The organism is Duganella sp. GW821-FHT07G03, assembly GCF_059418605.1.
Map to the genome: position 1 here is coordinate 1 of NZ_JBWKQE010000004.1, position 23,005 is coordinate 23,005.

Annotated in this window: 19 protein-coding genes; 13 read left to right on the forward strand and 6 right to left on the reverse strand. The window is 64.8% G+C overall.

Going from position 1 to position 23,005, the window contains the following annotated elements:
* Window positions 1-340: 340 nt before the first annotated feature.
* On the reverse strand, window positions 341-712 hold the full coding sequence (locus tag AC07OK_RS07205) for a VOC family protein (RefSeq protein WP_494689668.1): 372 nt from the start codon (window positions 710-712) through the stop codon (window positions 341-343).
* Window positions 713-882: 170 nt separating this feature from the next.
* On the opposite strand from AC07OK_RS07205, the gene AC07OK_RS07210 reads away from it, so the two are divergent.
* The 3 genes from AC07OK_RS07210 to AC07OK_RS07220 are packed head-to-tail and all read left to right on the forward strand — an operon-like array spanning window position 883 to window position 3,387.
* Window positions 883-2,349 carry a pilus assembly protein TadG-related protein gene (locus AC07OK_RS07210; protein ID WP_494689669.1) on the forward strand — a complete coding sequence of 489 codons (1,467 nt, stop codon included), beginning with the start codon at window positions 883-885 and terminating at the stop codon, window positions 2,347-2,349.
* Entirely contained in the window at window positions 2,346-2,810 is a 465-nt protein-coding gene (locus AC07OK_RS07215; protein WP_494689670.1) for a TadE/TadG family type IV pilus assembly protein, read from the forward strand. The genes AC07OK_RS07210 and AC07OK_RS07215 overlap by 4 nt, the downstream gene beginning before the upstream one ends.
* Entirely contained in the window at window positions 2,797-3,387 is a 591-nt protein-coding gene (locus tag AC07OK_RS07220; protein WP_494689671.1) for a TadE/TadG family type IV pilus assembly protein, read from the forward strand. The genes AC07OK_RS07215 and AC07OK_RS07220 overlap by 14 nt, the downstream gene beginning before the upstream one ends.
* Before the next feature lie 2 nt (window positions 3,388-3,389).
* Here the strand turns inward: AC07OK_RS07220 and AC07OK_RS07225 are convergent, their stop codons facing one another.
* Window positions 3,390-3,713, reverse strand: a complete 324-nt coding sequence (locus AC07OK_RS07225) for an energy transducer TonB (RefSeq protein WP_494689672.1) — start codon at window positions 3,711-3,713, stop codon at window positions 3,390-3,392.
* A gap of 224 nt (window positions 3,714-3,937) precedes the next feature.
* Between AC07OK_RS07225 and AC07OK_RS07230 the strand changes: the two genes are divergently transcribed.
* Together AC07OK_RS07230 and AC07OK_RS07235 are read left to right on the forward strand one after the other, a co-directional pair.
* On the forward strand, window positions 3,938-4,645 hold the full coding sequence (locus AC07OK_RS07230; RefSeq protein ID WP_494689673.1) for a substrate-binding periplasmic protein: 708 nt from the start codon (window positions 3,938-3,940) through the stop codon (window positions 4,643-4,645).
* 99 nt (window positions 4,646-4,744) lie between these two features.
* Window positions 4,745-4,981, forward strand: a complete 237-nt coding sequence (locus AC07OK_RS07235) for a hypothetical protein (RefSeq protein ID WP_494689674.1) — start codon at window positions 4,745-4,747, stop codon at window positions 4,979-4,981.
* A 143-nt stretch (window positions 4,982-5,124) separates the two neighbouring features.
* Here AC07OK_RS07235 and AC07OK_RS07240 read toward each other — a convergent pair whose 3' ends face one another.
* Window positions 5,125-7,536: an ABC transporter permease gene (locus AC07OK_RS07240; protein ID WP_494689675.1), complete on the reverse strand. Its 2,412-nt coding sequence runs from the start codon at window positions 7,534-7,536 to the stop codon at window positions 5,125-5,127.
* On the reverse strand, window positions 7,529-8,284 hold the full coding sequence (locus AC07OK_RS07245) for an ABC transporter ATP-binding protein (protein ID WP_494689676.1): 756 nt from the start codon (window positions 8,282-8,284) through the stop codon (window positions 7,529-7,531). The genes AC07OK_RS07240 and AC07OK_RS07245 overlap by 8 nt, the downstream gene beginning before the upstream one ends.
* Before the next feature lie 438 nt (window positions 8,285-8,722).
* Between AC07OK_RS07245 and AC07OK_RS07250 the strand changes: the two genes are divergently transcribed.
* From AC07OK_RS07250 to AC07OK_RS07280, 7 genes are all read left to right on the forward strand, one after another.
* On the forward strand, window positions 8,723-9,196 hold the full coding sequence (locus tag AC07OK_RS07250; protein WP_494689677.1) for a hypothetical protein: 474 nt from the start codon (window positions 8,723-8,725) through the stop codon (window positions 9,194-9,196).
* 48 nt (window positions 9,197-9,244) lie between these two features.
* Complete coding sequence (locus AC07OK_RS07255; RefSeq protein ID WP_494689678.1) at window positions 9,245-10,864, forward strand: tyrosinase family protein; 1,620 nt, start codon at window positions 9,245-9,247, stop codon at window positions 10,862-10,864.
* Window positions 10,865-10,876: 12 nt separating this feature from the next.
* Window positions 10,877-11,644 carry a copper chaperone gene (locus tag AC07OK_RS07260; RefSeq protein ID WP_494689679.1) on the forward strand — a complete coding sequence of 256 codons (768 nt, stop codon included), beginning with the start codon at window positions 10,877-10,879 and terminating at the stop codon, window positions 11,642-11,644.
* 21 nt (window positions 11,645-11,665) lie between these two features.
* Window positions 11,666-12,154 carry a DUF7868 domain-containing protein gene (locus tag AC07OK_RS07265; protein WP_494689680.1) on the forward strand — a complete coding sequence of 163 codons (489 nt, stop codon included), beginning with the start codon at window positions 11,666-11,668 and terminating at the stop codon, window positions 12,152-12,154.
* Between the two features lie 312 nt (window positions 12,155-12,466).
* A complete protein-coding gene (locus AC07OK_RS07270) occupies window positions 12,467-12,649 on the forward strand; it encodes a hypothetical protein (RefSeq protein WP_494689681.1) in 183 nt (60 codons plus the stop codon).
* A gap of 386 nt (window positions 12,650-13,035) precedes the next feature.
* On the forward strand, window positions 13,036-15,069 hold the full coding sequence (locus tag AC07OK_RS07275; RefSeq protein ID WP_494689682.1) for a glycoside hydrolase family 97 protein: 2,034 nt from the start codon (window positions 13,036-13,038) through the stop codon (window positions 15,067-15,069).
* Between the two features lie 114 nt (window positions 15,070-15,183).
* A complete protein-coding gene (locus tag AC07OK_RS07280; protein ID WP_494689683.1) occupies window positions 15,184-17,622 on the forward strand; it encodes a GH92 family glycosyl hydrolase in 2,439 nt (812 codons plus the stop codon).
* 45 nt (window positions 17,623-17,667) lie between these two features.
* Here the strand turns inward: AC07OK_RS07280 and AC07OK_RS07285 are convergent, their stop codons facing one another.
* Both AC07OK_RS07285 and AC07OK_RS07290 read right to left on the reverse strand, forming a co-directional pair.
* The gene (locus tag AC07OK_RS07285) at window positions 17,668-19,185 is read right to left on the reverse strand and encodes a tryptophan halogenase family protein (protein WP_494689684.1); all 1,518 of its coding nucleotides are present in this window, start codon (window positions 19,183-19,185) and stop codon (window positions 17,668-17,670) included.
* Window positions 19,186-19,294: 109 nt separating this feature from the next.
* On the reverse strand, window positions 19,295-22,405 hold the full coding sequence (locus tag AC07OK_RS07290; RefSeq protein WP_494689685.1) for a TonB-dependent receptor: 3,111 nt from the start codon (window positions 22,403-22,405) through the stop codon (window positions 19,295-19,297).
* Window positions 22,406-22,802: 397 nt separating this feature from the next.
* Here AC07OK_RS07290 and AC07OK_RS07295 point away from each other — a divergent pair, with 397 nt between their 5' ends.
* A complete protein-coding gene (locus AC07OK_RS07295) occupies window positions 22,803-22,982 on the forward strand; it encodes a type II toxin-antitoxin system HicA family toxin (protein WP_494689686.1) in 180 nt (59 codons plus the stop codon).
* Window positions 22,983-23,005 lie beyond the last annotated feature (23 nt).

The following is a 23,005-nucleotide window of genomic DNA, read 5'->3' on the forward strand; positions in this document are numbered from 1 at the left end:
GCGCGGCCGCGTGGCCGGCGCCGGCCGCCAGGGCCACGGCCAGCGCGGCCAGCAGCGACGCCGCCGCGCCGCCCCTACGATGTTTGCTCATGCTGTCTCCTTGTGCGCCGATGTGCCCCGGCGCTGTGCTGGTCTGGTCTGCGATCTTAGCCGTTGCCGCCGTCCCGGGCAAAAAAACCGGCGCCGCACAGGGCGCCGGCAACTTCGCGACCGCCGAGACACGGCACAGGCAACAAGCTTTGGAAACGTTACCAATTGATGCCGACGAATATAGCATCCATTGTTTTTGAGTGTCAACCGACAATTGCGGCAGCCGGCGCCGGGCCGGCTGCCGCCGCGCTTACACGCCTTCCGGCACGAACACGCGCAGGCGGTGGCCGTCGCGGTCGACGGCGACGAAGGTGTAGCCGAAGTCCAGCGCCACCGGACGCTGGGCGATGGTCACGCCGCGCGCCGACCAGTCGGCGTGCATGTCGTTGACCACGGTGCGGTCGCCGACGCTGATGCACAGCTCGCCCCCGCCGCCGGACGCCAGCGCCTTCGGCTCGACCTGGTCGCGCGACCACAGGCCCAGCTTCAGGCCGGACGCCAGCACGAACAGCGCGAAGGTCGGCGCCACGTCCACCGGCTGCTGGCCCAGCAGGTCGGCGTAATAAGCGGCGCTGGCGACCGTATCCTCGACGTACAACAAAACAAAGTTAGGGCTGATCATGGTGGTTCTCCTGGTGGGTGAGCGCGGCGCGCTGTCCCGGCGCCGCATGAACAGAATGCTAACGGCAGGCTGTGACAGTTTCTGTCAGGAGCGTCGCGCTTGTCTTCGATCAAGTTCAAATATTTCCGGCTGGATAGACTGTAGCGGTATCGACACCCAGGAGGCCGCGCATGGAGACCAACCGCCGCTGGCCGCGCCGGCAGCGCGGCGCCCTCGCCCTGATGCTGGGCGTGGCCATGATCGGCCTGCTGCTGCTGGTGGGCATGGCGCTCGACCTGGGCCAGTTGTACACCCGCAAGGCCGAGCTGCAACTGCTGGCCGACGCCACCGCGCTGGCCGCCGCGCGCGAACTGAACGGCACCGCCGCCGGCGTCGCCAGCGCGCTGACCAAGGCCGCCGACGCCGCCGCCGGCCTGCGCTACCAGTTCGGCCAGTATCCGATCGCCTGGTCCGGCGCCGCCCTGCGCTTCAGCGCCGCCCCCGACGCGGCCGGCCTCTGGCTGGACGCCGCCGCCGCCCAGGCCGCGCCGGACGGCTTGCTGTACGCGCGCAGCGACAGCGGCCTGCTCAACGCCGACTACGGCCAGGTGCAGACCGTGTTCATCCGCCTGCTGTCGAGCAGCTGGAACGCCATCGGCACCTCGGCCCACGCGCTGGCCGGCCGCCTGACCATCGCCGCCACGCCGCTGGCGGTGTGCGCGCTGTCGAACACGCCGGCCGCCGCCCGCCTCAATCCCGGCCCGCCGGCGCCGCTGAACGAGCTGGTGGAATACGGCTTCCGGCGCGGCGTCGGCTACGACCTGATGCAGCTGAACCCGAACGGCCTGGCGCCGGAACATTTCGCCATCGACCCGCTGTCGCCGCCCGGCGCCGCCGGCAGCGCCGGCAACACCGCCGACAGCGTGCTCGCCCCCTATGTGTGCGCCGGCAAGCTGCAGATCCCGCGCCTGCAGGGCGGCGCCATCACGGTCAAGCGCGGCTTCCCGCTCGCCACCCAGTACCCGCAGCTGAACTCGCGCTTCGACCAGTACGCCGGCAACGCCTGTTCGCCCAACGGCGCGCCGCCCGACACCAATGTCAAGGCCTATGTCTACACCGCGATCCCGTGGATGAGCACGGCGCGCAACGGCCAGGGCGCCAAGACCTTCGCCGACGCCGCCAACCACAAGCTGTGGACCGTGGCCGATCCGCTGCCTTCGCCGGCCGGCACGCCGGGCGCCGACTACGGCCCGCTGTGGTCCTACGCCAAGGCCGTGCCGTATGCGGCCTACGTGGCCGGCGCCGCCGAGCCCGCAAACGGCTACACCAGCTACACCGCCAGCAACTGGGCCACGCTGTATGCGCCCGGCGCGCCGGTCGCCGCCGGCTACCCGGTCGGCACGCCCTACCAGGCGGCCACCGGCGCCAACTACCAGGCGCCGTCGGCCGCCAACCTGCCGGGCCTGCGCCAGCGCCGCGTGCTCAACGTGGCGCTGCTGGCCTGCCCGCTGGCCGCCGGCGCCAGCGTCAGCGCCACCGTGCTGGCGGTGGGACGGTTCTTCATGACGGTGCCCGCCACCGCCACCAGCCTCAACGCCGAATTCGCCGGCGCGCTGCCGGACCAGGCGCTGGGCGGCGCCGTCGAGCTGCTGCCATGAGCCGGCCCGCCCCGCGCCGCCGGCCGCGCGGCATCGCCGCCGTGGAAATGGCGCTGATCCTGCCGACCCTGGTGCTGCTGCTGGCGCTGCCGCTGTTTTTCGGCCGCGCCCTGTATCACTACCAGATCATGCAGCGCGCCAGCCACGACGGCGCGCGCTACCTGGCCTCCTGCGCCGAGGTCGACCTGAAGTCGCCGACCCGCACGGCGGACGTGGTGGCCGCCGCGCGCGCCATCGTCGTGGCCGAGCTCGACGGCGGCAGCGCCGGCAGCGCCGCGCCCCTGGTCAGCATCAGCTGCAACGGCGGCCAGTGTTCCGGCTACTTCGTCCCCACCACGGTCACGGTGCAGGTGACCGACCTGCTGGAGGACGACGTGCTGCCGTTTTATTCCTACAACCTGCTGGGCGCGCGCGGCTTGCCGCTGAGCGTGACCGCATCGATGCATTATGTCGGCAACTAGCCCGGCACGCGCGCGGCGGCGCGGCGCCATCACGGTCGAATTCAGCCTGCTGTCGCTGCTGTTTTTCACGCTGCTGTTCGCCGTCATGGAAGTGGCGCGCGCGATGTATTTGCTCAGCACCCTGCAGGAGGTGACGCGGCGCGCCGCCGCGCTGGCCGCCGTGAGCGACTTCAGCAACCCGGCCGTGATGGACCAGGTGCGCCAGACGGCGCTGATGCGCACCGGCCCCGGCACGCTGACGCTGGGCCAGCCCGTCACCGACGCCCACCTGCGCATCGACTACCTGTCGCTGGCGCGCGCCGCCAACGGCGCGCTGACGCTCACGCCCATCCCGAGCGGCAGCCTGCCGGCCTGCGTGGCGCGCGCGCGCCTCAATTGCATCGCCGATCCGAACGGCGCCAGCTGCATCCGCTTCGTGCGCGTGCGGCTGTGCGCGCCGAACGGCAACAGCTGCGACCCGGTGAGCTACCAGAGCGTCATGCCCTGGTTCAGCCTGACCGCCACGCTGCCGACCGCGACCGCGATCGCCCGCGCCGAGTCGCTCGGCCTGCAGGCCGGCAGCGCGCTGTGTCCCTAGCCTTATTCCAGCTTCCACACGTACTCGAGGGTTTGCCATTGATCCCCGCCCGGCGACAGGAATTTGCACTTGGTGATGCTGGTCGAGGCCGCCTTGTCGAGGTTCTTGAAGCCGCTCGACTTGTTCACCTTGGACTCCTGCACCTTGCCGTCGGCGCTCAGCTTCAGGCTCAACACGACCGTGCCCTTCTCTTCGTTCATCAGCGAGGCCTTGGGATACTCGATCACACAGGGCACCTTGGGGTCGAGCGTGGCCAGCTTGTCGGCGGCGAGCGCCGGCAAGCTGAACGACAACAGACTGAGCGCAGCAATGGCATAACGTTTCATGGGTGTTCCTTATGGTGGAGCGACGGGATGAACCGTGCTTGCCGCCGGCGACCGGAGCGCCGCCGCGCGCACTTCGATCCTACGCTTGAGCACGCCAGCCTGTCGATGGCGGCGGGCGATAGTGTTGCTTTTGTGCAAAACTCGCGCCGTCACGATACTAGTGGCATAGCGCCCCGCCAGCGTATATGCTGATGACTTGGCTTCATGACTGAAAGCGCACCCAAATGAAGCGCCGCTCCCTGATCCGGCTGGCATTGCTGCCCTGGCTGCCCGCCATGGCGGCGCCGGCCAAGCTGGTGGTCAACGTCTCCACCCTGGTCGGCGACGATCCGGCCACGGACGTCGCCGAGCTGGTGCTGCGCGAAGCCTACAGCCGCCTGGGCTACCAGCTCGCGGTCCACCGTTTGCCCGGCGAGCGCACCTTGATCTACGCCAACGAAGGCCGCATGGACGGCGAGCTGTATCGCAAGCTCGGCATGGACCGCAGCTACGCCAACCTGGTCATCGTGCCGGTGCCGCTGCTGACCTACGAAATCGTGGTCTTCACGCACGGCACCAGCTTCATCCTCAACGGCTGGGACAGCCTCAAGCCCTACACCATCGGCCACGTGCGCGGCATCAAGATCGTGCAGGAAAACACCATCGGCATGAAGACCGAGGCGGTGCCGACCATGACCCAGGCCTTCCAGAAAATGATGGTGGGACGCACCGACGTGGTGGTCGGCAACCGCCTGTCCGGCATGGCCGTGATCAAGCAACTGAAGCTGGACGAGGTGGTGATGCTGGCGCCGCCGCTGGCCGCCTTCCCGGTCTACCACTACCTGCACAAGAAGCACGCGGCGCTGGTGCCGCAGCTGGCCGCCGTGCTGCGCCAGATGCGCGCCGACAAGATTATCGAAAACATACAACAGCGTGTCGCCGCCGGCACCTAGGCGGGCGTTCCTCCTACACTCTTGCAAGCGAAGTCCGCAACGAACGCCGGCCGCCGCCGCTTACACTCTTCTTTTGATCTACAACAATTGGAGAGCGTCATGCTCAATCTGTCAAGCCGCGGCCGCGCCTTCCTCGTCATCGTCGGCGCGCTGGCTGTTGACGAGCACGGCGAGGAAACACTGGTCGGCCTGACCGTGCTGGAATCGGACTACTTCCTCAAGCATCAGGAATTTACCGACCAGCGCCTGATCCACCAGGGCGCCTCGCGCTTCCTGGTGCTGATGGAACGCCACCTGGTCGCGCGCCGGCTGGCGCTGCCGCTCAAGCCGGCCTGAAGTGCCCCTTGGCGGCGCTCACATGCCATGCATGCGCTTGAACAGGCCGACCAGATCGAGATACTGCGCGCCGATATACAGGCCGATGCAAGCGGCGACGATCAGCGCCGCAACCATGGTGGATTTTTTCATGACGATTCCTTTCAAAGACTGGCAAGAGATTGTTGAATGCTGAGGCGCGACGCCGCCCAGGCCGGCAAGCCGCTGGCCAGCAAGGCGCCCAGCAGCACCATCGCCGTCCAGGCCAGGGCGCCGGCGCCCGACACGGTCAAGGGAAACGCCAAGCCGAACAGCAGTTCGCCCAGATAGGCGCCGATCGCCGCCGACAACGGCAGCGACAAGGCCAAGGCCAGCGGCACGCTCATCACCGCGACCAGCACGCCCTCGCACAGCACATTGCGCAGCACCACGGCGGAACTGGCGCCGATGCTGCGCATGATGCCGAACTCGCGCCCGCGCTCGGCCACGTTGCTGCCCATCGCCGAACCCAGGCCGAACAGGCCGACCGCCGCCATCAACAGCGCGATGAACAGCATGGCCGCGATCAGCAGATCGAAATGGCCGTCGACCTCCTTGCGCAGCATGGTCTCCGTCAGGTTCATGCGGACGTCGATGCCGGCGGCGGCCAGCGTGCTGCCGATCTGGCGCGCGGCCGCGGCGATGCCCGCCTCGTCGTGCGCCCGCAGCACGACGCGGTAGCTGGCGGCCTGCCCCGGGCGTCCGGCCATGCGCGCATAGGTCGGCGCCGAGACGAACACCGTGGCCGCCGTCATGTCCTGGCGCGCGATGCCGGCCACCCGCAAGGTCAGCGTGCGGCCATGGCCGGCGATGCCGATGCGGCCGCCCACCCGCGCCTGCGGGAAGAACTCCAGCGCCGCGCTGTTCAACACCACCTCGTCCGGCTGGCCGGCGCCTAGCCACCGGCCGGCCAGCATCTCCAGCTTGAGCGTGGCGTTCTGCTCCGGCACCGCCTGCACCGCCAGCGTGCCGTGCGCGCCGTCCGGATAGACCCGCTCGATCTCCAGGCCGTCGGCGCGCTGGCGGGCCACGCCGCTGCGCTCCCAGGCCTCGACCAGCGCGACCTGCGGCAGCGCCCCGAGCAGCTGGCTGACCTGCGCGATCGGCGCCGGACGGGCCAGCACGGTTTCGATGTCGTAGTGGCGCTCCGCCGCCGCGTCGACCAGGTGTTGCTCGGAGGCGGCCCGTATATTCAGGCTGCTCATGGTCATGGCGCCGGCCAGCGCCAGCAAGCCCAGGGTCAATAGCAGGCGGCCGCGCCGGCGCAGGCTGTTGCGCAGCGCCAGCAGCAGGCTGCGGTCGACCAGCGGCAGGCGGTCCAGCCAGGCCGCCGGCGCGGCGTAACGCTGGCCATGGCTGCCGCTGTCGCTGATCGCCGCCTGCACCGTCGCCGCGCTGGCCTGCGCGATCGGCACCGCGGCGATCGCCAGCGGCAGCAGCACGCCGGCCGCGACCATCAGCAGATAGCACCACTGCGGCACCGCGCCGCTGTGCATGGTGAAGTTGAGGATCTGGTTCAGCACCACGCGCGCGAACGCGCGCCCGGCCGCCAGTCCGGCCGACATGCCGAGCGCCGTGGCCACGCCGGCCAGGGCCAGCACCAGCGTCAGATACAGGCCGGCGATCTGCGAGCGCCGCGCGCCGATGGTCTTCATCACGCCGATCTGGCGCCGCTGCTGTTGCAGCATGCCGCCCACCACCGTCGCCGCCAGCACCGCCGACAACACCAGCGCCACGCCGCTGAACACCAGCAGCATCGCCAGGATCGAGCTCATGACCTTTTGATGCGGGTGCTCGCCCGGCGGCGGAATCCGGATGCGCTCCACGGCGTGGCCGTTCTGCCGCAGCCAGACGGCCAGCCGCGCCACGGTCGCTTCGATGGCGTCCACATTCATGGGCTGCTCGCTGACGGTCAGCTTCAGCTGCCGCAGGTTGCCGTCCAGGCCCAGCGCGGCCACGGTGGCCGGGGTGGCATAGGCGTACACGGTCTGGCCGCGGCTGGCCGGCGGCAACGACGGATCGTGCACGGTGCCGGAGATGATTAGCGCTTGCGGCGCGCCATGGCCGGTACTGACGGCGATGCGCTGGCCGATGGTCGCGCCGATCAGGCGCAGCGCCTCGCGCTCCAGCAGCAGCGACCCGTTCGGCGGCGGCCACGCACCCTGCTCGCGATACACGGTGTTGATGCGCAGCTGATTGAAATCGTCCACCACGAAGATGGTCAGCGGCAGCGCCGCGCCCTTGCCCTCGCCCGCCAGGGTGACGCCGACCGTGCCGCTGGCCTGCGCCTGCGCGATGCCGGGGAAGGCGCGTATCGCCGCCAGCAAGGGCGCGTCGATGCGCTCCAGTTGCAGCGTGGCCGACGGCGGATTGGTGTCGAGGTAGTTGCGGGTGGTCTCGCGACTGAGGATGGTGTAGCTGCTCAACATGGTGGCCAGCCCGCACACGCCGGCCGCCATCGCCAGCACCATCAGCGCCACGCGGCCCGGCGTGAGCGCGACATCGCGCAACAACTTGCGCCAGCGCGGGCTAAGCATGACGCACCCGGTTGGCGCCGTGGTCGATGCCGGCCACGCCGTCGTGCGGCGCGCCGATGCGGCCGATACGGCCATCGGCCAGCGTGACGACGCGCGTGAAGTAGTCGCTGAAGTCGCGTTCGTGCGTCACCATCAGCACCGTCTTGCCCTGCTCGACCAGGCCGGCGAACAGCTGCATGATCTGGCGCGTGGTGTCGCTATCGAGATTGCCGGTCGGCTCGTCGGCCACCAGGATGGGCGCGTCGTTGGCCAGCGCGCGCGCGATCGCGGCGCGCTGCTGCTGGCCGCCGGACAGCGCCGACGGCAGCTTGTCGGCCTGCGCGCCGATATCGAGCTGCTCCAGCAGGGCCAGCGCCCGCGCACGCCGCTGGCGCGCCGGGTAGGTGGCGCAGAAGTCCATCGGCAGCATCACGTTTTCGGCCACGGTCAGCGTCGGCAGCAGCTGGAAGAATTGGAACACGATGCCGAGATGGCGGCCGCGCCAGCGCGCCAGCTCCGATTGCCGCATGCCGTGCACGGCGGCGCCGTCTATCCAGACTTCGCCCGAGGATGGGGTATCGATGCCGCTGGCCAGGTTCAGCAAGGTCGACTTGCCGCTGCCGGATTTGCCGACCACGGCGACGAACTCGCCGGCCTGCACCTCCAGGTTGATGCCATCGAGCGCCATCAGGCTGCCGGCGCTGCTGTCGTAACGTTTGCTCAAATCGCGCAAGACCATCAAGGGTCGCGCCGCTGCGGATATTGTCATGGTGGGTTCCCGTCGGTTGAATGGCACAGCAGCCATTAAACCGGCGGGCGATTGCCGCTTTATCTCCGTCGCGTGAAGTTTTGTAAAGCAGCCAACTTCAACTTGCACTTGAAAGTATGGCGCCTGGAAAAACTGGTCACGTAGTCACTCGCTGTTGCGAAAAAGACGAATCGAGACAATTGGATAGTATTATCAATTTTATATTTAGTAAGATTAGTCCTACACACCTAGGAAATCCCTGCCGCCAGCAAAACAGGGGAGTCACATGTGTTCGTTCGAACACGCATTTTGCACAGCCGCTCGCACCAAGAGTTACAGCACCGCGAACACTTCGTACCGTTATCGAACTACCGACCAAGCGCCGTCTCCATCCGCGTAGGGATGACTCGCGCCGGTTCCACACGTCGCAATTTTTGTTCAACCAGTGAGGTCATCACCATGAATTCAAGTGTTATGCCGGCTGCTCTCAATGCACGTCAGATCCTCCAATCGTCGACTTGGATCTATCGCAGCTATCTCAACTATGTCGGCCTGGTGGGCGGCGATCCAACCAAGGCGCTGAACCTGATCTTCGGCGAAGGCGTCTTCACACTGGCCCAGGAGGAAAATTCCGTCTCCGGGCAATTCGTGATGGCGACCGATTACGTCCTCGACATTCAAGGCCAGCTGACCGAGACGGAAGCCGCCATCAAACTGGCGCTCGTGGGCAAAGGCCGATCAGGCACGCCAACAGCGGGTTGGGAATACGACTACCAGGCATTTCTCTGCCCGGTGTGGCCAACCAGCGTCAATCAAGTACCGGCATTCGTCGGAACCGTTCTGAGAGCCGTACCGCACAACGGCTCACCCGCCGGCGTCACGGCGAGCTTCATCTTATTGGCTGACGCTTCGTCCGTAGCCGCTTCCCAATAAGCGCGTCACATACCTATCACAATCCACTCCACAGAAAGCGAGACAAAGATGACCAACTTTACGCGCGAGAACGCCTGGAATGACGGCGGAACTCTCAACAATACCGACCTTCTGTGGTACGCCAAAGGCGTCGGAAAAATGATGGAGCGCGAGATCAACGACCCGGCCAGCTGGTGGTTCTTTGCAGCGATTCACGGCGAGTACGTCAATCCGGACGACGTCTGGTACCCCGACCCGCCCGTTTTCCCAGCATGGGGATTTGTGAAGGGCCAACCTCAAGTGCCGACCACGCCGCTGCCGAGCCTGTCAACCCAAACCAAGTTTTGGAACCAGTGCCAACACGGCACCTGGTATTTCCTGCCCTGGCATCGCGGTTACTTGCTGGCGCTGGAGGCGCAGCTGCGCGCCGACATCGTCAATCTCGGCGGACCGGCCACCTGGGCGCTGCCATACTGGAACTACTTCGGCGGAGCGCAAGGCGCGGAGGCGGCCATTCCACCGGCGTTCACCGCCACCACGCTGCCCGACGGCACGCCCAACCCACTGTTTGTGACGATGCGCTACGGCCCCAAAAACAATGGCGAAATCTATGTTCCGACCCCAGCGTGGGAAGAGGCGCACGGTCAACCGCCCCAGAGCGGCGACGTCACCGACATCTGCATGCAAAACAATCTCTATACCGGCTCGAATGGCGCCACGCCGACGCCGGGATTCGGTGGACCGGAGTCCGGATTCTCCCACAATGGCGGTCCGCACGGGAACATGGAACGTAACCCTCATGACAAGGTTCACGTCTATGTCGGCGGCGGCATCAGCGACACCGACTATGGCTTGATGGCCGATCCGGGGACTGCCGCGCTGGACCCGGTCTTCTATCTTCACCACTGCAATATCGACCGGATGTGGGCTTCCTGGAACGACGCCGGCAACGCCAATCCAACCGACGCCGCGTGGCTCAGCGGACCGGCACAGCAATTTGTGATGCCCATGCCCGATAGCGAGCCGTGGGTCTATACGCCGGCTGAAATGCAGAGCCTTGCAGGACTGAACTACGTCTATGCAGGCGCCGCCGTGCTCCAGAACCCAGCGACGAACTTCCTGGCGCATCGCTTGGTCACGCTGGGCGCGCTCAAAGCCACGAGCGATTTTTTATCCCTGCCAGCCAGTGTGGCGTCGTCCAAGCCCGCCGAACTGCTGGGGGCCAATACAGGTCCGATCCAGATCTCGAAGAGCGGGCCCATCTCGGTTAACGTGGCGCTGCACCAGACCGTTCAAAAGAAAGTGGTCAACAGTCTTGAATTTGCGTCGACCGCCCAGCTCCCGGATCAGCTGTATCTGAAACTGGAAAACGTCCGTGGCACGCAGGATGCAACGGTGCTACGCGTATATGTCGACTTGCCGCCGCAAGCCGACCAGGCCGCGCAGCGCACCCAGTTCGTCGGCAGCGTGGCGCTCTTCGGCCTGCGCCGCGCGAGCGTCAAGGATGGCGCGCATGGCGGCGCCGGCCTGACGTTCATCCTCGACATCTCGCGCTTCGTCGATACTTTGTTCGTCAAAAACAAATTGTCCGCCGGTCAGATTAAAGTCGATGTGGAAAACGCAAACAAGCTCGCGCAATCGAGTCCGATTGAAGTGGGCCGCGTCAGCATTTATCGGCAGCCAATTTAAGACGCCGCCACGATGTTCTATAACAGAAGCGAAGCCAGGCAAATCCAGCGCTACCTGCTCTCAGCAAGCCTGGCGGCGTGGGCCACCATCGTTGCACCGTCTCTTTGGGCAGGACCGGAGCCGGTGGCAATCATGTGTGGTTCAAGCTGGATTGCCGGATCAACGGTGGACTGGATGCTGTCGGTGAGCGTGGGCTGGCTGTTGATGGTCGGCGCCATGATGACTCCGTTGAGCCTCCAGCCGCTGTTGCATATCCGGATTAGCTCGTTTAGCGACCGGCGGCGGCGTAGTGCTTCGCTTTTCTTGATAGCATACGTGGCGATCTGGTTGATAGCCGGTTTGGCCACAAAAGCACTGGCACTGGCCCTGAGCAGAGCGATACCGGACGCGTCGCTCCAGCTTGGCGTGACGGCATTGATGGCGTTCCTGTGGCAGGTATCTCCGCTCAAGCAACGATGCCTGAATCAATGCCATGCTCACCGTTCGTTGTGCGCGTTTGGACGGAAGGCAGACATCGACGCTTTTCGCTTCGGTTTGGAACATGGGAGCTGGTGTGTTGCTTCCTGTTGGGCGCTGATGTGGTTTGCCGATTCGCCGACACAATGGCACCTTGCCGGCATGGCTTTGATTGCCTTACTCATGTATTGTGAGCGCATGGACCCGCCGATGTCCCCTGCCTGGAAATTAAGGGGATGTCGAACCGCGTTTCTGCGTGTTCGCCAAGCCGTTTTTGTGCATCGTCCAGGCCGGTTCTCGCCTCCACACAAACCGGTCCAATAAACGCCGGCACCTCGTACCCATATGAAACAACAAAACGAAAATTTGCCGCCAACACCAGCGCCAGTCGTGATCGCATCGTGCGACGACGTCAGCCACATCCGCTCCACAGGCGCCGAGGTAGCTGTACGTGCGCATCGCGCGGCGATGTCCGACCTGGCCCTGACGAGCGGAATCGGCACGACCTCGCGCGTCTACATCGCCCTGGAAAATATGCGAGGCACGTTTGACGCCACAGTGCTGCGGGTGCATATCGGCGGCGAGATATCTTTGGGTAGCGTCGCCCTCTTCGGACTCCGTAGCGCCAGCTCGCCTGGTTCAGACCGAGCTGGCGCTGGATTGACGAGCCACCTCGACATCACACCTCAAGCCCAGGCAATCATAGCGACGCTGCGCACGGATAATCTGCTCCAGGTATCGATACGTCCTCATAACGAACTGCCAGAAGGCGTGGACATTCTGATAGAGCGGATACGCATCTACATCGAGACCGTCGGCCATCCCCCACTATGAGGCTGGCCTGAATCGCGTCGCAGTGTAGTCCACACACAAGAAACCGACATGACTTGCAATATCAAAGAAGACATGCGCGCCGCGTATGCGGAGGCGGATAAGTTGATAAAGATAGCTGACGTCGTGGATTTGGCTAAGGAAAATCTGGTATGAACGGCCGCCGTTCATTGCTGGCGTGTGTCACGCTGTTAGCGCTCGATCTCTCGGCGCAGACACTGGAGACACCGCAAGCTCAGGCCTCCTTCCGGGAAATTTTCCGCCCTTGAATCAACAGCCGGAAGTAGTTTTCAACGTATTCCACTCAAGCCTGGCATGGACGTCGACCTGCGTGTCGCAGCTATTGATGACGACGGAGTCGTTGTCGCCAGGAGCGCCACCAGGACCTTGAATGTGGACACCACAGTTTTCCAGGAATTGAAGCATGCAGGATTGAAACTGCAACGCTCCGATACGTTGTCGCCCGAAGAAGCCGCGCGTCCGGCTTTCTTTGGCTAAATATTATCGGATCTCGAAACTCGGCTTCAGCATCTATTTCACCGACGAGGTCAGCCTGGATTACAGCTATTTGATAGGGAAAGACGCCCCCACATTTAACTATGCAAAAACGTCCAGTTTCGGCCTTGGGTTGAAGTTCTAAACGACGTCTGATTCGAAGCATTCCGTTCCGGTCCCACCGGAAACGGACCTGTCCACCAAAGACAGCACACGTCAGCACGCCATGAACGGACACGGTTTAGTAATCGTGACTAAACTGTGCCGTGCCACTATGCTTTCCGCGAATTTCATCATCCAGGCGTGTGAAAATTCGGCAATCAAAACCACTTTCTCCGCAATCCCGGCATCCGGTCGGGCGCGGCTGCGCCGTTTGCTAAACATTAAAAATGAAACCTGCCTATCTCCTGCTCCTGGCCTTGGCCGTCCCCCTCGCCCACGCGCGCGACACCAGCGTCAGTTCGCCCGATGGCGCGCTGGTGGTCAGCGTCAGCGACGACCGCGCCAACCCGACCTATCGCGTCACCTATCGCGGCGTGCCGGTCATCACGCCCTCCCACCTCGGCATGGTGTTCAAGCGCGGCGCCTCGTTCGGCGAGGGCTACAACATCACCGCCACCGCCAGCGACAAAGCCGACACCACCTGGACCCTGCCCTGGGGCGAGCGCAAACTGGTGCGCGACCAGCACAACGAGCTGCGCGTCGACTTCGCGCGCGCGCTCGATGCGCGCAGCAAATTCACGGTGCGCTTCCGGGTGTTCAATGACGGCATCGGCTTCCGCTACGAAGTGCCCGAACAAGCGGGCATGCCGGGCGAGATCGAGATCGTCGACGAAACCACCGAGTTCCAGATCCCCGACGCCGACAAGACCCGCGCCTGGTGGATCCCCGCGCGCGCCTGGCGCGGCCTGGAGTACCTGTACCGCTCCACGCTGCTGAAAGACGCGCCGCATGTGGAAACGCCGTTCACGCTACGCCTGCCATCCGGCGTGCACCTGTCGATCCACGAGGCGGCGCTGACCGACTACGCGTCGATGACGCTGAACCAGCAGCACGACGGCGTGTTCAAGGCCGACCTCACGCCGTGGTACGACGGCAGCCGCGTCAAGACCCGTGGCGCGTTCAAGACGCCGTGGCGCACGGTGCAGGTATCGCCCGACGCCAAAGGCTTGCTGAACTCGGACCTGATCCTCAACCTGAATGAGCCGAACAAACTGGGCGACGTCTCCTGGGTCAAGCCGGGCAAATATGTCGGCATCTGGTGGGCCATGCACCTGTGGCAGAAGACCTGGGCCTCGGGCCCCAAGCACGGCGCGACGACGGCCGAGACCAAGCGCTATATGGACTTCGCCGCCAAATACGGCTTCTCCGGCGTGCTGGTGGAAGGCTGGAACGTGGGCTGGGACGGCGAATGGCAGGACAACGGCGACCGCTTCAGCTTCACCGAACCCTACCCGGATTTCGACATGCGCCAGATCGCCGCCTACGGCAAGAAGCTGGGCGTGGGCCTGATCGGCCATCACGAGACCTCGGGCGCGGTATCGCACTATGCCGGCCAGATGGACGGCGCGTTCGACTACTACCGCGACAACAACGTCACGCAGGTAAAAACCGGCTACGTCACCGACAACGCCCGCATCAAGCGCGTGGATGCGGAAGGCATCACCCGCTACGAATGGCACGATGGCCAGTACATGGCCGGCGAATACCTGCACTCCGTCGTCGCAGCGGCCAAGCGCCACATCAGCATCGACACCCACGAACCGATCAAGGACACCGGCTTGCGCCGCACCTATCCCAACTGGCTCACCCGCGAAGGCGCGCGCGGCCAGGAGTACAACGCCTGGGGCTATCCGCCCAATCCGCCCGAGCACACGGCGCTGCTGCCCTTTACCCGCATGCTTTCCGGCCCGTTCGACTACACGCCCGGCATCTTCAACCTCAAGCCGAACGGCGAACAATCCGAGAATCGCGTGCGCTCGACGCTGGCCAAGGAACTGTCGCTGTACGTGGTGCTGTATAGCCCGATCCAGATGGCGGCCGACCTGCCCGAAAATTACGAGGCGCGCCGCGACGCCTTCCAGTTCATCGTCGACGTTCCGGCCGACTGGGAAGAGAGCCGCGCCATCGCCGGCGAAGTGGGTCAGTTCGTGGCCATCGCCCGCCAGCAGCGCGGAGGCCGCGACTGGTTCCTCGGCGCGCTGACCAACGAAACGGCGCGCACGCTCGATCTCAAGCTCGACTTCCTCGCGCCGGGCCAGCGCTACCAGGCCGAGATCTACCGCGATGGCCCGGACGCGCACTGGGAAACCAATCCCTACGCCATCGTCATCGAAAAGAAAGCGGTGCAACGCGACCAGACGATGACACTTTGGCTGGCGGCCGGCGGCGGCGCCGCGATCCGCTTCAAGGCGATCGACTAGGGCGATATTTACTAAAACCGCACTAAACTCTGCGGCCCGCGCCGCCCCGGCCTCGCCGCCGCAGGGTTCAAGTGCTATAAACAGAAAAACTACAATACCAACTGGAGACGCTCAATGACGCAACACCGCACCACCAGCCAGCTCGCGCTCAGCATCGCGCTGGCCATGACCAGCCTCTGGGCCGACGCAGCACCGGCGCCGGCGCCGGAATCGGGCTTCCCGGTCAACACCTTCATCGGCACCCAGGACGACGGCAACACCTTCCCCGGCGCCTCCGCCCCTTTCGGCATGCTGCAACTGAGCCCGATCGGTGAGCACTACGCAGGCTGGCGCTACCTGGACCCAAAAATCCGCGGCTTCGGCCACTTCTTCCTGTCCGGCGCGGGCTGCTGGGAACAGGGCGGCCAATTGTCGGTGCTGCCGGTGACCGGCGACATCGGCCCCGGCGCCAAGTTCGACACCACCAAGCCGGCCAGCTTCGACCAAAAAAAGTACGCGTCCAGCTACACCCATGACGGCGAAGTCGGCACGGCCGGCTACTTCAAGATCAAACTCACCGACTACGACGGCATCGTCGCCGAAACCACGGCCCTGACGCGCGCCGGCGCCGAACGCTACACCTTCGCCGATACGGCCCGCCAAGGCCACGTGCTGGTCAACGTCGGCCAGGCCAACGAGCGCCATTCTGTCGTCGGCAGCACCTTGCAGGTAGTCGGCGACCGCGCCATCGAAGGCAAGATCGTCACCAAGAGTTTTTGCGGCGGCGCCCAATACGCGACCTGGTTCCGCATGGAGTTCGACCGTCCCTTCAGCACGCACGGCGTGTGGAGCGACGCCGGCGGCACGCCCGGCACGCGCGGCGTGAGCCAGCAAGGCGATAGCCGTCCGCACGGCGCATGGTTCACCTTCGACCTGAAAGACGGCAAGGCCGTCACCGCCATCAGCGCCATCTCCCACGTCGATGCAGAAGGCGCGCGCCGCAACCTGCACGCCGACGCCTACGCAGGCACGCAGCCGCGCAGCTTCGACGCGATGCGCGAGGCCTCGCAGCTCGCCTGGCAGAAGGAGTTGAACACGGTGCGCATCGGTGGCGCCGACAAGGATCAACGCACGGTGTTCTACACCGCCCTCTATCACGCGCTGCTGCAGCCTTTGACGGGCAATGACGCCGACGGCCGCTATCGCGGCTACGACGACGCCCTGCACAACGCCAGCGGTTCCACCTACTACGAGTTCTTCTCGCTGTGGGACACCTACCGCGCCCACAACCAGCTGCTGGCATTGCTGCGGCCGGAACGCGCGCGCGACATCGCCGATTCGGTGCTGAAGACGCGCGAACAAGGCGGCTGGTTGCCACGCTGGGGCTACGCCAACTTCGAATCGAACGTGATGACGGGCGACCCGGTCACGCCATTCCTGGTCGACCTGTGGCGCTTCGGCGCATTGAAGGGCCAGGAGCAGCGCGCCTACACGGCGCTGCGTGAAAACGCCTTCGGCACGCCGCCGTTCGGCAGCCGCAGCGAAGGCCGGGCCGGCAATCCGAGCTACCTGGAAAACGGCTACGTGCAGTACGACCGCGCCTTCCGCGCCAAGGGCATGGATGTCGATCCGCACCACGGCGGCTCCGCCACGCTGGAATACGCGCAGGCCGATGGCGCGCTGGCCTACATGGCCGAGGCGCTGGGCAAGCATGACGACGCCGCGCTGCTGCGCAAGCGCGCCGCCAACTGGCACAAGGTATGGGACGAAGCGGCGGACGACAAGGAACTCGGCTTCAAGGGCTTCCCGCGCGCGCGCATGACCGACGGCAAATGGTTCGCCGAACTCGATGGCAGCTACAGCCCGCGCGCCGAACACGGCTTCCACGAAGGCACGGCATGGCAATATCAATGGCTGATGCAGCAGGACGTGGGCGGCATGGTGGCGGCCATGGGCGGACGCGCGCAAACCGCGCGCCGGCTCGACGCCTTCTTCGCCTACGACGCCTTGCGCAAGAATCCCTATGAGGCGGTGCGCAAGGATTGGGTGATGGGGCCGTACAACTACTACAGCCAGTATCGCTACAACCCGAACAACGAGCCGGACCTGCACGCGCCGTGGATGTACACGCTGGTCGGCCAGCCGTGGAAGACCAGCACCGTGTTGCGCGCGGCCGAGACGCTGTTCACCAACGCGCCCAACGGCGTCACCGGCAACGACGACCTGGGGACGATGTCGGCATGGTATGTGTTCAGCGTGCTGGGGCTGTATCCATCGATGCCGGGCAGCGGGCACTTCCTGCTGCACGCGCCGAAATTCGCCAGCGCCGAGATTGATGTCGGCAACGGCAAGACCCTGCGCATCAACAGCAACGCGGCCAGCGGCAAGGCGCCGATGGCGATCGAGCAGGTGCGCTGGAATGGCCAGCCACGGCCACAGGTCTGGCTGGACTGGGAGCAGCTCAACGCCGGTGGACAGATCCAGATGAAGCTGGGCAGCGATGCCGCCGCTCAAACCTGGGGCACGCAAGCGGACGCCCTGCCCGCCGATCTGCGCGAGCCGCAGCGTCCATAAAGCTGTACATGCCGGGGGGCGGCAGCGAGCCGCCACCCGACATGCTTACTGCGCGGCCGCCTTCCAATACCGGTTGATCCACTCCGCGTGCGTCGGCATGGCCGCCACAGACCGTGCCAACGTCGCGCGCATACCCTCGACGTATTGCACCAACTTCTCTTCCGGCATATCGTCCACGATCGGGTGGTAGCTTTGCGGCATGATGCGCTGGCCCAACATCACCTGCACCCAACTCGGCAACGCGAAGAAATCCTCGCCGTTGCGGAAGTAGCGCCCGTCGCTACGGAACAAGTCCATCGCCTCCTTCAAACTGTCCGGGATGGACATGGTGCGGCAGTAGTTCCAGAACGGCGTGTCGTTGCGCTCGGTCGCATGGTAGTGCAGGATCAGGAAATCGCGCACCCGCTCATACTCGAACGCGGATTCGCGGTTGAAGCGCTCTGCCAGCAAGGGATTGAAATCGCGGCCGGGAAACAGCGCCAGCAGGCGGCTGATGCCCGACTGGACCATGTAGATGCTGGTCGACTCCAGCGGCTCCAGGAAACCGCTGGCCAAGCCCAGCGCCACCACATTCTTGTTCCAGAACTTCTTGCGCATGCCGGGCGTGAAGCGCAGCGGGCGCGGCTCGGCCAGCGCCTTGCCATCCAGGTTGGCCAGCAAGGTCGCGGCGGCCTCGTCGTCGCCAAGGTAGCGGCTCGCATACACATAGCCATTGCCGGTGCGGTGCTGCAGCGGTATGCGCCACTGCCAGCCCGCCTCACGCGCGGTGGCGCGCGTGTACGGCGTGATCGGATCGACGCGCTCGCTGGGCACCGCCATCGCGCGGTCGCACGGCAGCCAGTGCGTCCAGTCCACGTAGCCGGTCTTGAGAGTCTGCTCGATCAGCAGCCCACGGAAGCCGGAACAATCGATGAACAATTCGCCTTCGACGACGTCGCCATTTTCCATCGTCACCGATTCGACATAGCCGTCATCGGCGCGCTGGTTGACGCCGACGATCTTGCCTTCGATGCGCTGCACGCCGCGCTGCTCCGACAACTCGCGCAGGAAGCGCGCGTACAGGCTGGCGTCGAAGTGGTAGGCGTAGGCGATGTCGGACAGCGGTGAACTGGGCGGCGCATCCCCGACGCCGGGCACGAACTTGCCCTGCGGCGCCATCACCGTCTGGACCGAGTAGTCGCCGATGGCCGCCGCGCGGCCGGACTGGAACAGCTTGAGCCAGAACTGGTGGAAGGGCAGCGGCCCCAGCGAACGGCCGATGACGCCGAAGCCGTGGATGTAGCTGTCGCCGATGCGCGACCAATCCTTGAACTCGATGCCGAGCTTGACCGTGCCCTGGGTCCGTTTGACGAACTCGGTCTCGTCGATGCCCAGCATCTGGCTGTTAAACATGCGGATGTGCGGAACGCTGGCTTCGCCGACGCCGACGATGCCGATCTCCTCGGACTCGATCAGGCGTACCGACGCCTGCTTGCCCAGGTAGGTGGCCAGCGCCGCAGCCGCCATCCAGCCGGCGCTGCCGCCGCCGACCACGACCACGCGTTGGATACGGTTGTTTGTCATTTTTCTCTATCCCTTGCAGAAGCAAAAAAGTCGGCGCTTGCCAAAACAGGCAGGCGCCGACGGGAACCTCCCCTCGCACCAGCGGGCGCGAGGGGGCGGGAGGAAGCGATCAGAACTTGTAGTTCAAGCCGAAGTAGGCGATGCGGCCGGTGTAACCGTTGGAGTAGAAGCGATCCTTGGTGTCGCTGCCCAGGTGGGAACGGGTCTCCTCCTTGGTCAGGTTCAGCACCGAAGCGGTCAGACTCAGTTCCTTGGTCAGGTTGTAGGCCACGTTCACGTCGATCTGGCTGTACGGCTCCGAATACACGTTCAAACCGTTGACCAGACCGTTCACCACTTCACCGCGACGGTTGTACGAGGCACGCGCCAGATACTTGTCGGTTTCGTAGAACACGGTGATGTTGGCCTGGTTCTTGGCGCTGCCGACCAGCGGCGACTTGCCGATCTCGGTGCCGTCGCTCAGGGTGATGGCCGCCTGGTTGGTCTTGTTGTACGTGTAGTTGACCTGGAAGCCGAGGCCGGAATCGAGCGTGTGCTGCGCATACATCTCGATACCCTGCGAGACGCCGTTACGGCCGCCGGCGCTGGTCGAGTAGTTCTGCACCGTCACGGTCTGGCCGCCCACGTTCATGGTCACGTCGCGCACCACCGGCACCGCGAAGTTGCTGACGTTCTTGCGGAACAGGTCGGCGCCGAGCACGGAGCCGCGGTGGAAGTACCACTCCAGGCCCAGGTCGAGCTGGGTCGCCTTGTACGGATCGAGCTGCTTGTTGCTGCCTTCGCCGAACCAGCCCTGCTTGTCGCCGCCACCGATCAGACGGCGGTCGTTGACGTATTCCTGGCTGTAGTACTGCAAGCCACCCGGCGACGCGATGTCGCCATAGCTCGGCCGCGACACCACCTTGGATGCGGCCATGCGCAGCAACAGGTCCTTGCGCACGTCGAAGGCCAGGTTGAAGCTGGGCAGGACGTCGGTGTAGTTGCGGTCGAGCGAACTGAGCACGAACGACGAGCTGCGCGCGGTGCTGTCCGGCAGCCGGGTGAAGCCGCTGGTGCAGCCGGAGCCTGCAGGCGCGCCGACCGCCGGCGCGCCGCCCGCCTGGCAAGGCGCCGGACTGCCGTTGGCGCCGTTGTAGAAGTAGTCGTTGTAGTTGTCGACGCGGTCGGTCGAATCGGCATGCTGCTTGGTGCGCACCACGCGCAGGCCGACGTTGCCGCGCAGACGGTCGGTCTTGATGTTGGCCTGCAAATACGTCGAGGAAATCTTCTCGTTGACGTTGTAGACGAAGTTGTCTTCGTTGCGGGTCTGCATGGCGCCGTAGGTCTGGTTCAGGTAGCCGATGTAGGCCGGGTAGTTAATCGCCGGGAAAGCGCTGGCGCTGATGCCGCCGGCCAGGTTGTCCAGCGATTGGCCGTACAGGAACTGCGACTGGAACTTGTTGGCGGTCGGATCGCAGCCGGCCTGGTAGCGCTTGTCGTAGTTGGCCGGATCGGCGCCCTTGCACACCCAGTAGTTGTTGCCGGTGCTGCGGTGGGTGCCGCCGTCGCGGTACTTGCCGCCGAATTGCAGCGAGTCCAGCCAGTTGGTGTCGGCGTGCCAGGTGAAGTCGGCCTGGGCGTATTTCTGCTGCGTGCTGTTGTGGGTCCACGACGAGCTGGTCGAGCCGAGGTCGATTTCGCCGATGCCCTTTTGCAGGTTGGCCATCAGTTCCGGCGAGAAGGTCATGCTCGGCTTGCCGGCCGTGCTCCAGGCGCTGGCGTAGTTGCCCAGGGTCCAGCTGCCGTCGGCGTTTTGCAGGCGCGGCTTGATCGGCATGGCAAATTGCAGGTCCGGACCGCCGCCGGCCCAGGTACGGCCGCCCTTGAAGGTGGCGTCCAGCGAGTCGCCGTGCCATTCGACTTCGATATCGGCGGTTTGCGACAACGCTTTTTCGCGGTTGTAGCTGCCGGTGATCTGCGGCGTCGGGATGGTGCAATCGTCCGGACCGAAGCCGCCGGTGTTGGTCAGGCCGCCAGCCTTGGCCTGGTCGCCGCTGCAGTAGTAGGTCTTGCCGGGGTGCGCGCTGTATTGCGCGCCGGTGACGATGGTGCCGCTGCGGTCGAAGGTCAGGCCGTCGAGCATGCGCCCGCCCGCCCAGTTGCCGTCGCCGTCGTAGCGCGCCAGATTCCATTCCGGGATCTTCAGCGTGTTGGTCTGCGAGTTCTGCGACAGGTCGAAGCGGAAGTAGTTGCCGGTGACGGTCAGGTTGCGGACCGGCTTGGCCTGCAGCGTCAGCTGGCCGCCCTTGCGTTCGCGCTCCTCGGTCTTGACGTCGAAGTCGACTGCGGTCGGCATCATGAAGTTGGTGTACTTCTTGCCGCTCTGGTCCTTGAAGCCGGACTGGCCCCACCAGTAGCTGTTCATATTGGACGGCTTGCCGTTGACGTCGGTGGCCGGATGGGCATCGTAGTCGTCGCCATACCATTGCCAGTTTTCGGTGCTGGCGCCCATGGTGCGGGTGGTGCGTTTCTGTTGCGTGTAGCCGACCAGCACGCCGAAACGGTTGCCCTCGTCGTGCCACGCGTACTGGCCGGAGAACTGGCCGTCGGTCTTCTTGCTGGTGTCGGCCCAGGTGCCCTCGGCGGAAACGAAGCCGGTGCCCGACTTCACTTCCAGCGGACGGCGGGTGTGCAGGATCACGGTGCCGCCGATGCCGCCCTCGTCGATGCGCGCTTCCGGCGTCTTGAACAGTTCGGCGCTGGACAGCATGTTGGCCGGCATCAGCATGTAGTTGAAGGAGCGGGTCGGATCGCCGTTGGACTCGGCCGTGGCGATGTAGTTGCCGTTCAACTGAGTCAGCGTCAATTCCGACGACAGGCCGCGGACGCTGACGTTCTTGCCCTCGCCGCCGCTGCGGTCGATGATCACGCCAGGCACGCGCTGCAGCGCGTCGGCCACGTTCTTGTCGGGGAACTTGCCGATGTCTTCGGCGGTGACCACGTCGACGATGGCGTTGGCGTTGCGCTTCTGGTCGAGGCTTTTCTCGATCGCGTAGCGGTAGCCGGTGACGACCACGGAGTCGATCGGCTTGCCGTCGGCGGTTTTCTCGGCCGGTTTATCGGCGGACGCGGTTTGCGCGTGGGCGCTGGAAAGGGTCATCAGGCCGAGGCTCAAGGCCGTGGCGATCGGCGTCTTGGTCCAGCGGCGCTGGCGTGCAGCGTGAGGGGTTTTTAACGTCATGTGCTGTCTCCTGGTCGTGTGCCCTACGAGGGGCTGTATTTATTATTTGGCGGCAGCTGGCTACCGCATTGCAACGCGAACCCTGAAGTTTTCCTAAACGGCTCAAACGCCGCTTGCATATCGATGGGGACCGCATTCCAACCAGAAAGATTTATACAGAAGAAGCGATGGTGGCTCTACAAACTTTCAAAGTTTGCATGAAGTTTAGCGTTGTTTAGGAAACAAGTGAGGTGGGAGGGCGACAAGCGGCTGCCGGGCGCCGCCGGAGGTGGGATTCCGTGGCTCGCCAGGCCCGGGGGCAAGGCCTCCCCGGGCGAGGTTCCCCTTTGATTTGCATCCACATGACACAACAAATATGTTGTATATTGAAGTTATCAGCCATCGAGGCAGAGGGTCTATGAAGTACAGCGAGTTCCGACGGTGGCTGGCCCGACAAGGGGCGGTTTTCACACCGGCCAGAGGCAGCCACCACAGAGTCACTCTTAACGGAAAGTCGACCATCTTTCCGGATCACGGAGCGAAAGAAATTGGAACCGGACTCGTGGAAAAAATCAAAAAGGACCTTGGGCTGAAATGAAAAAGCCAAAATGTCTGACAGCA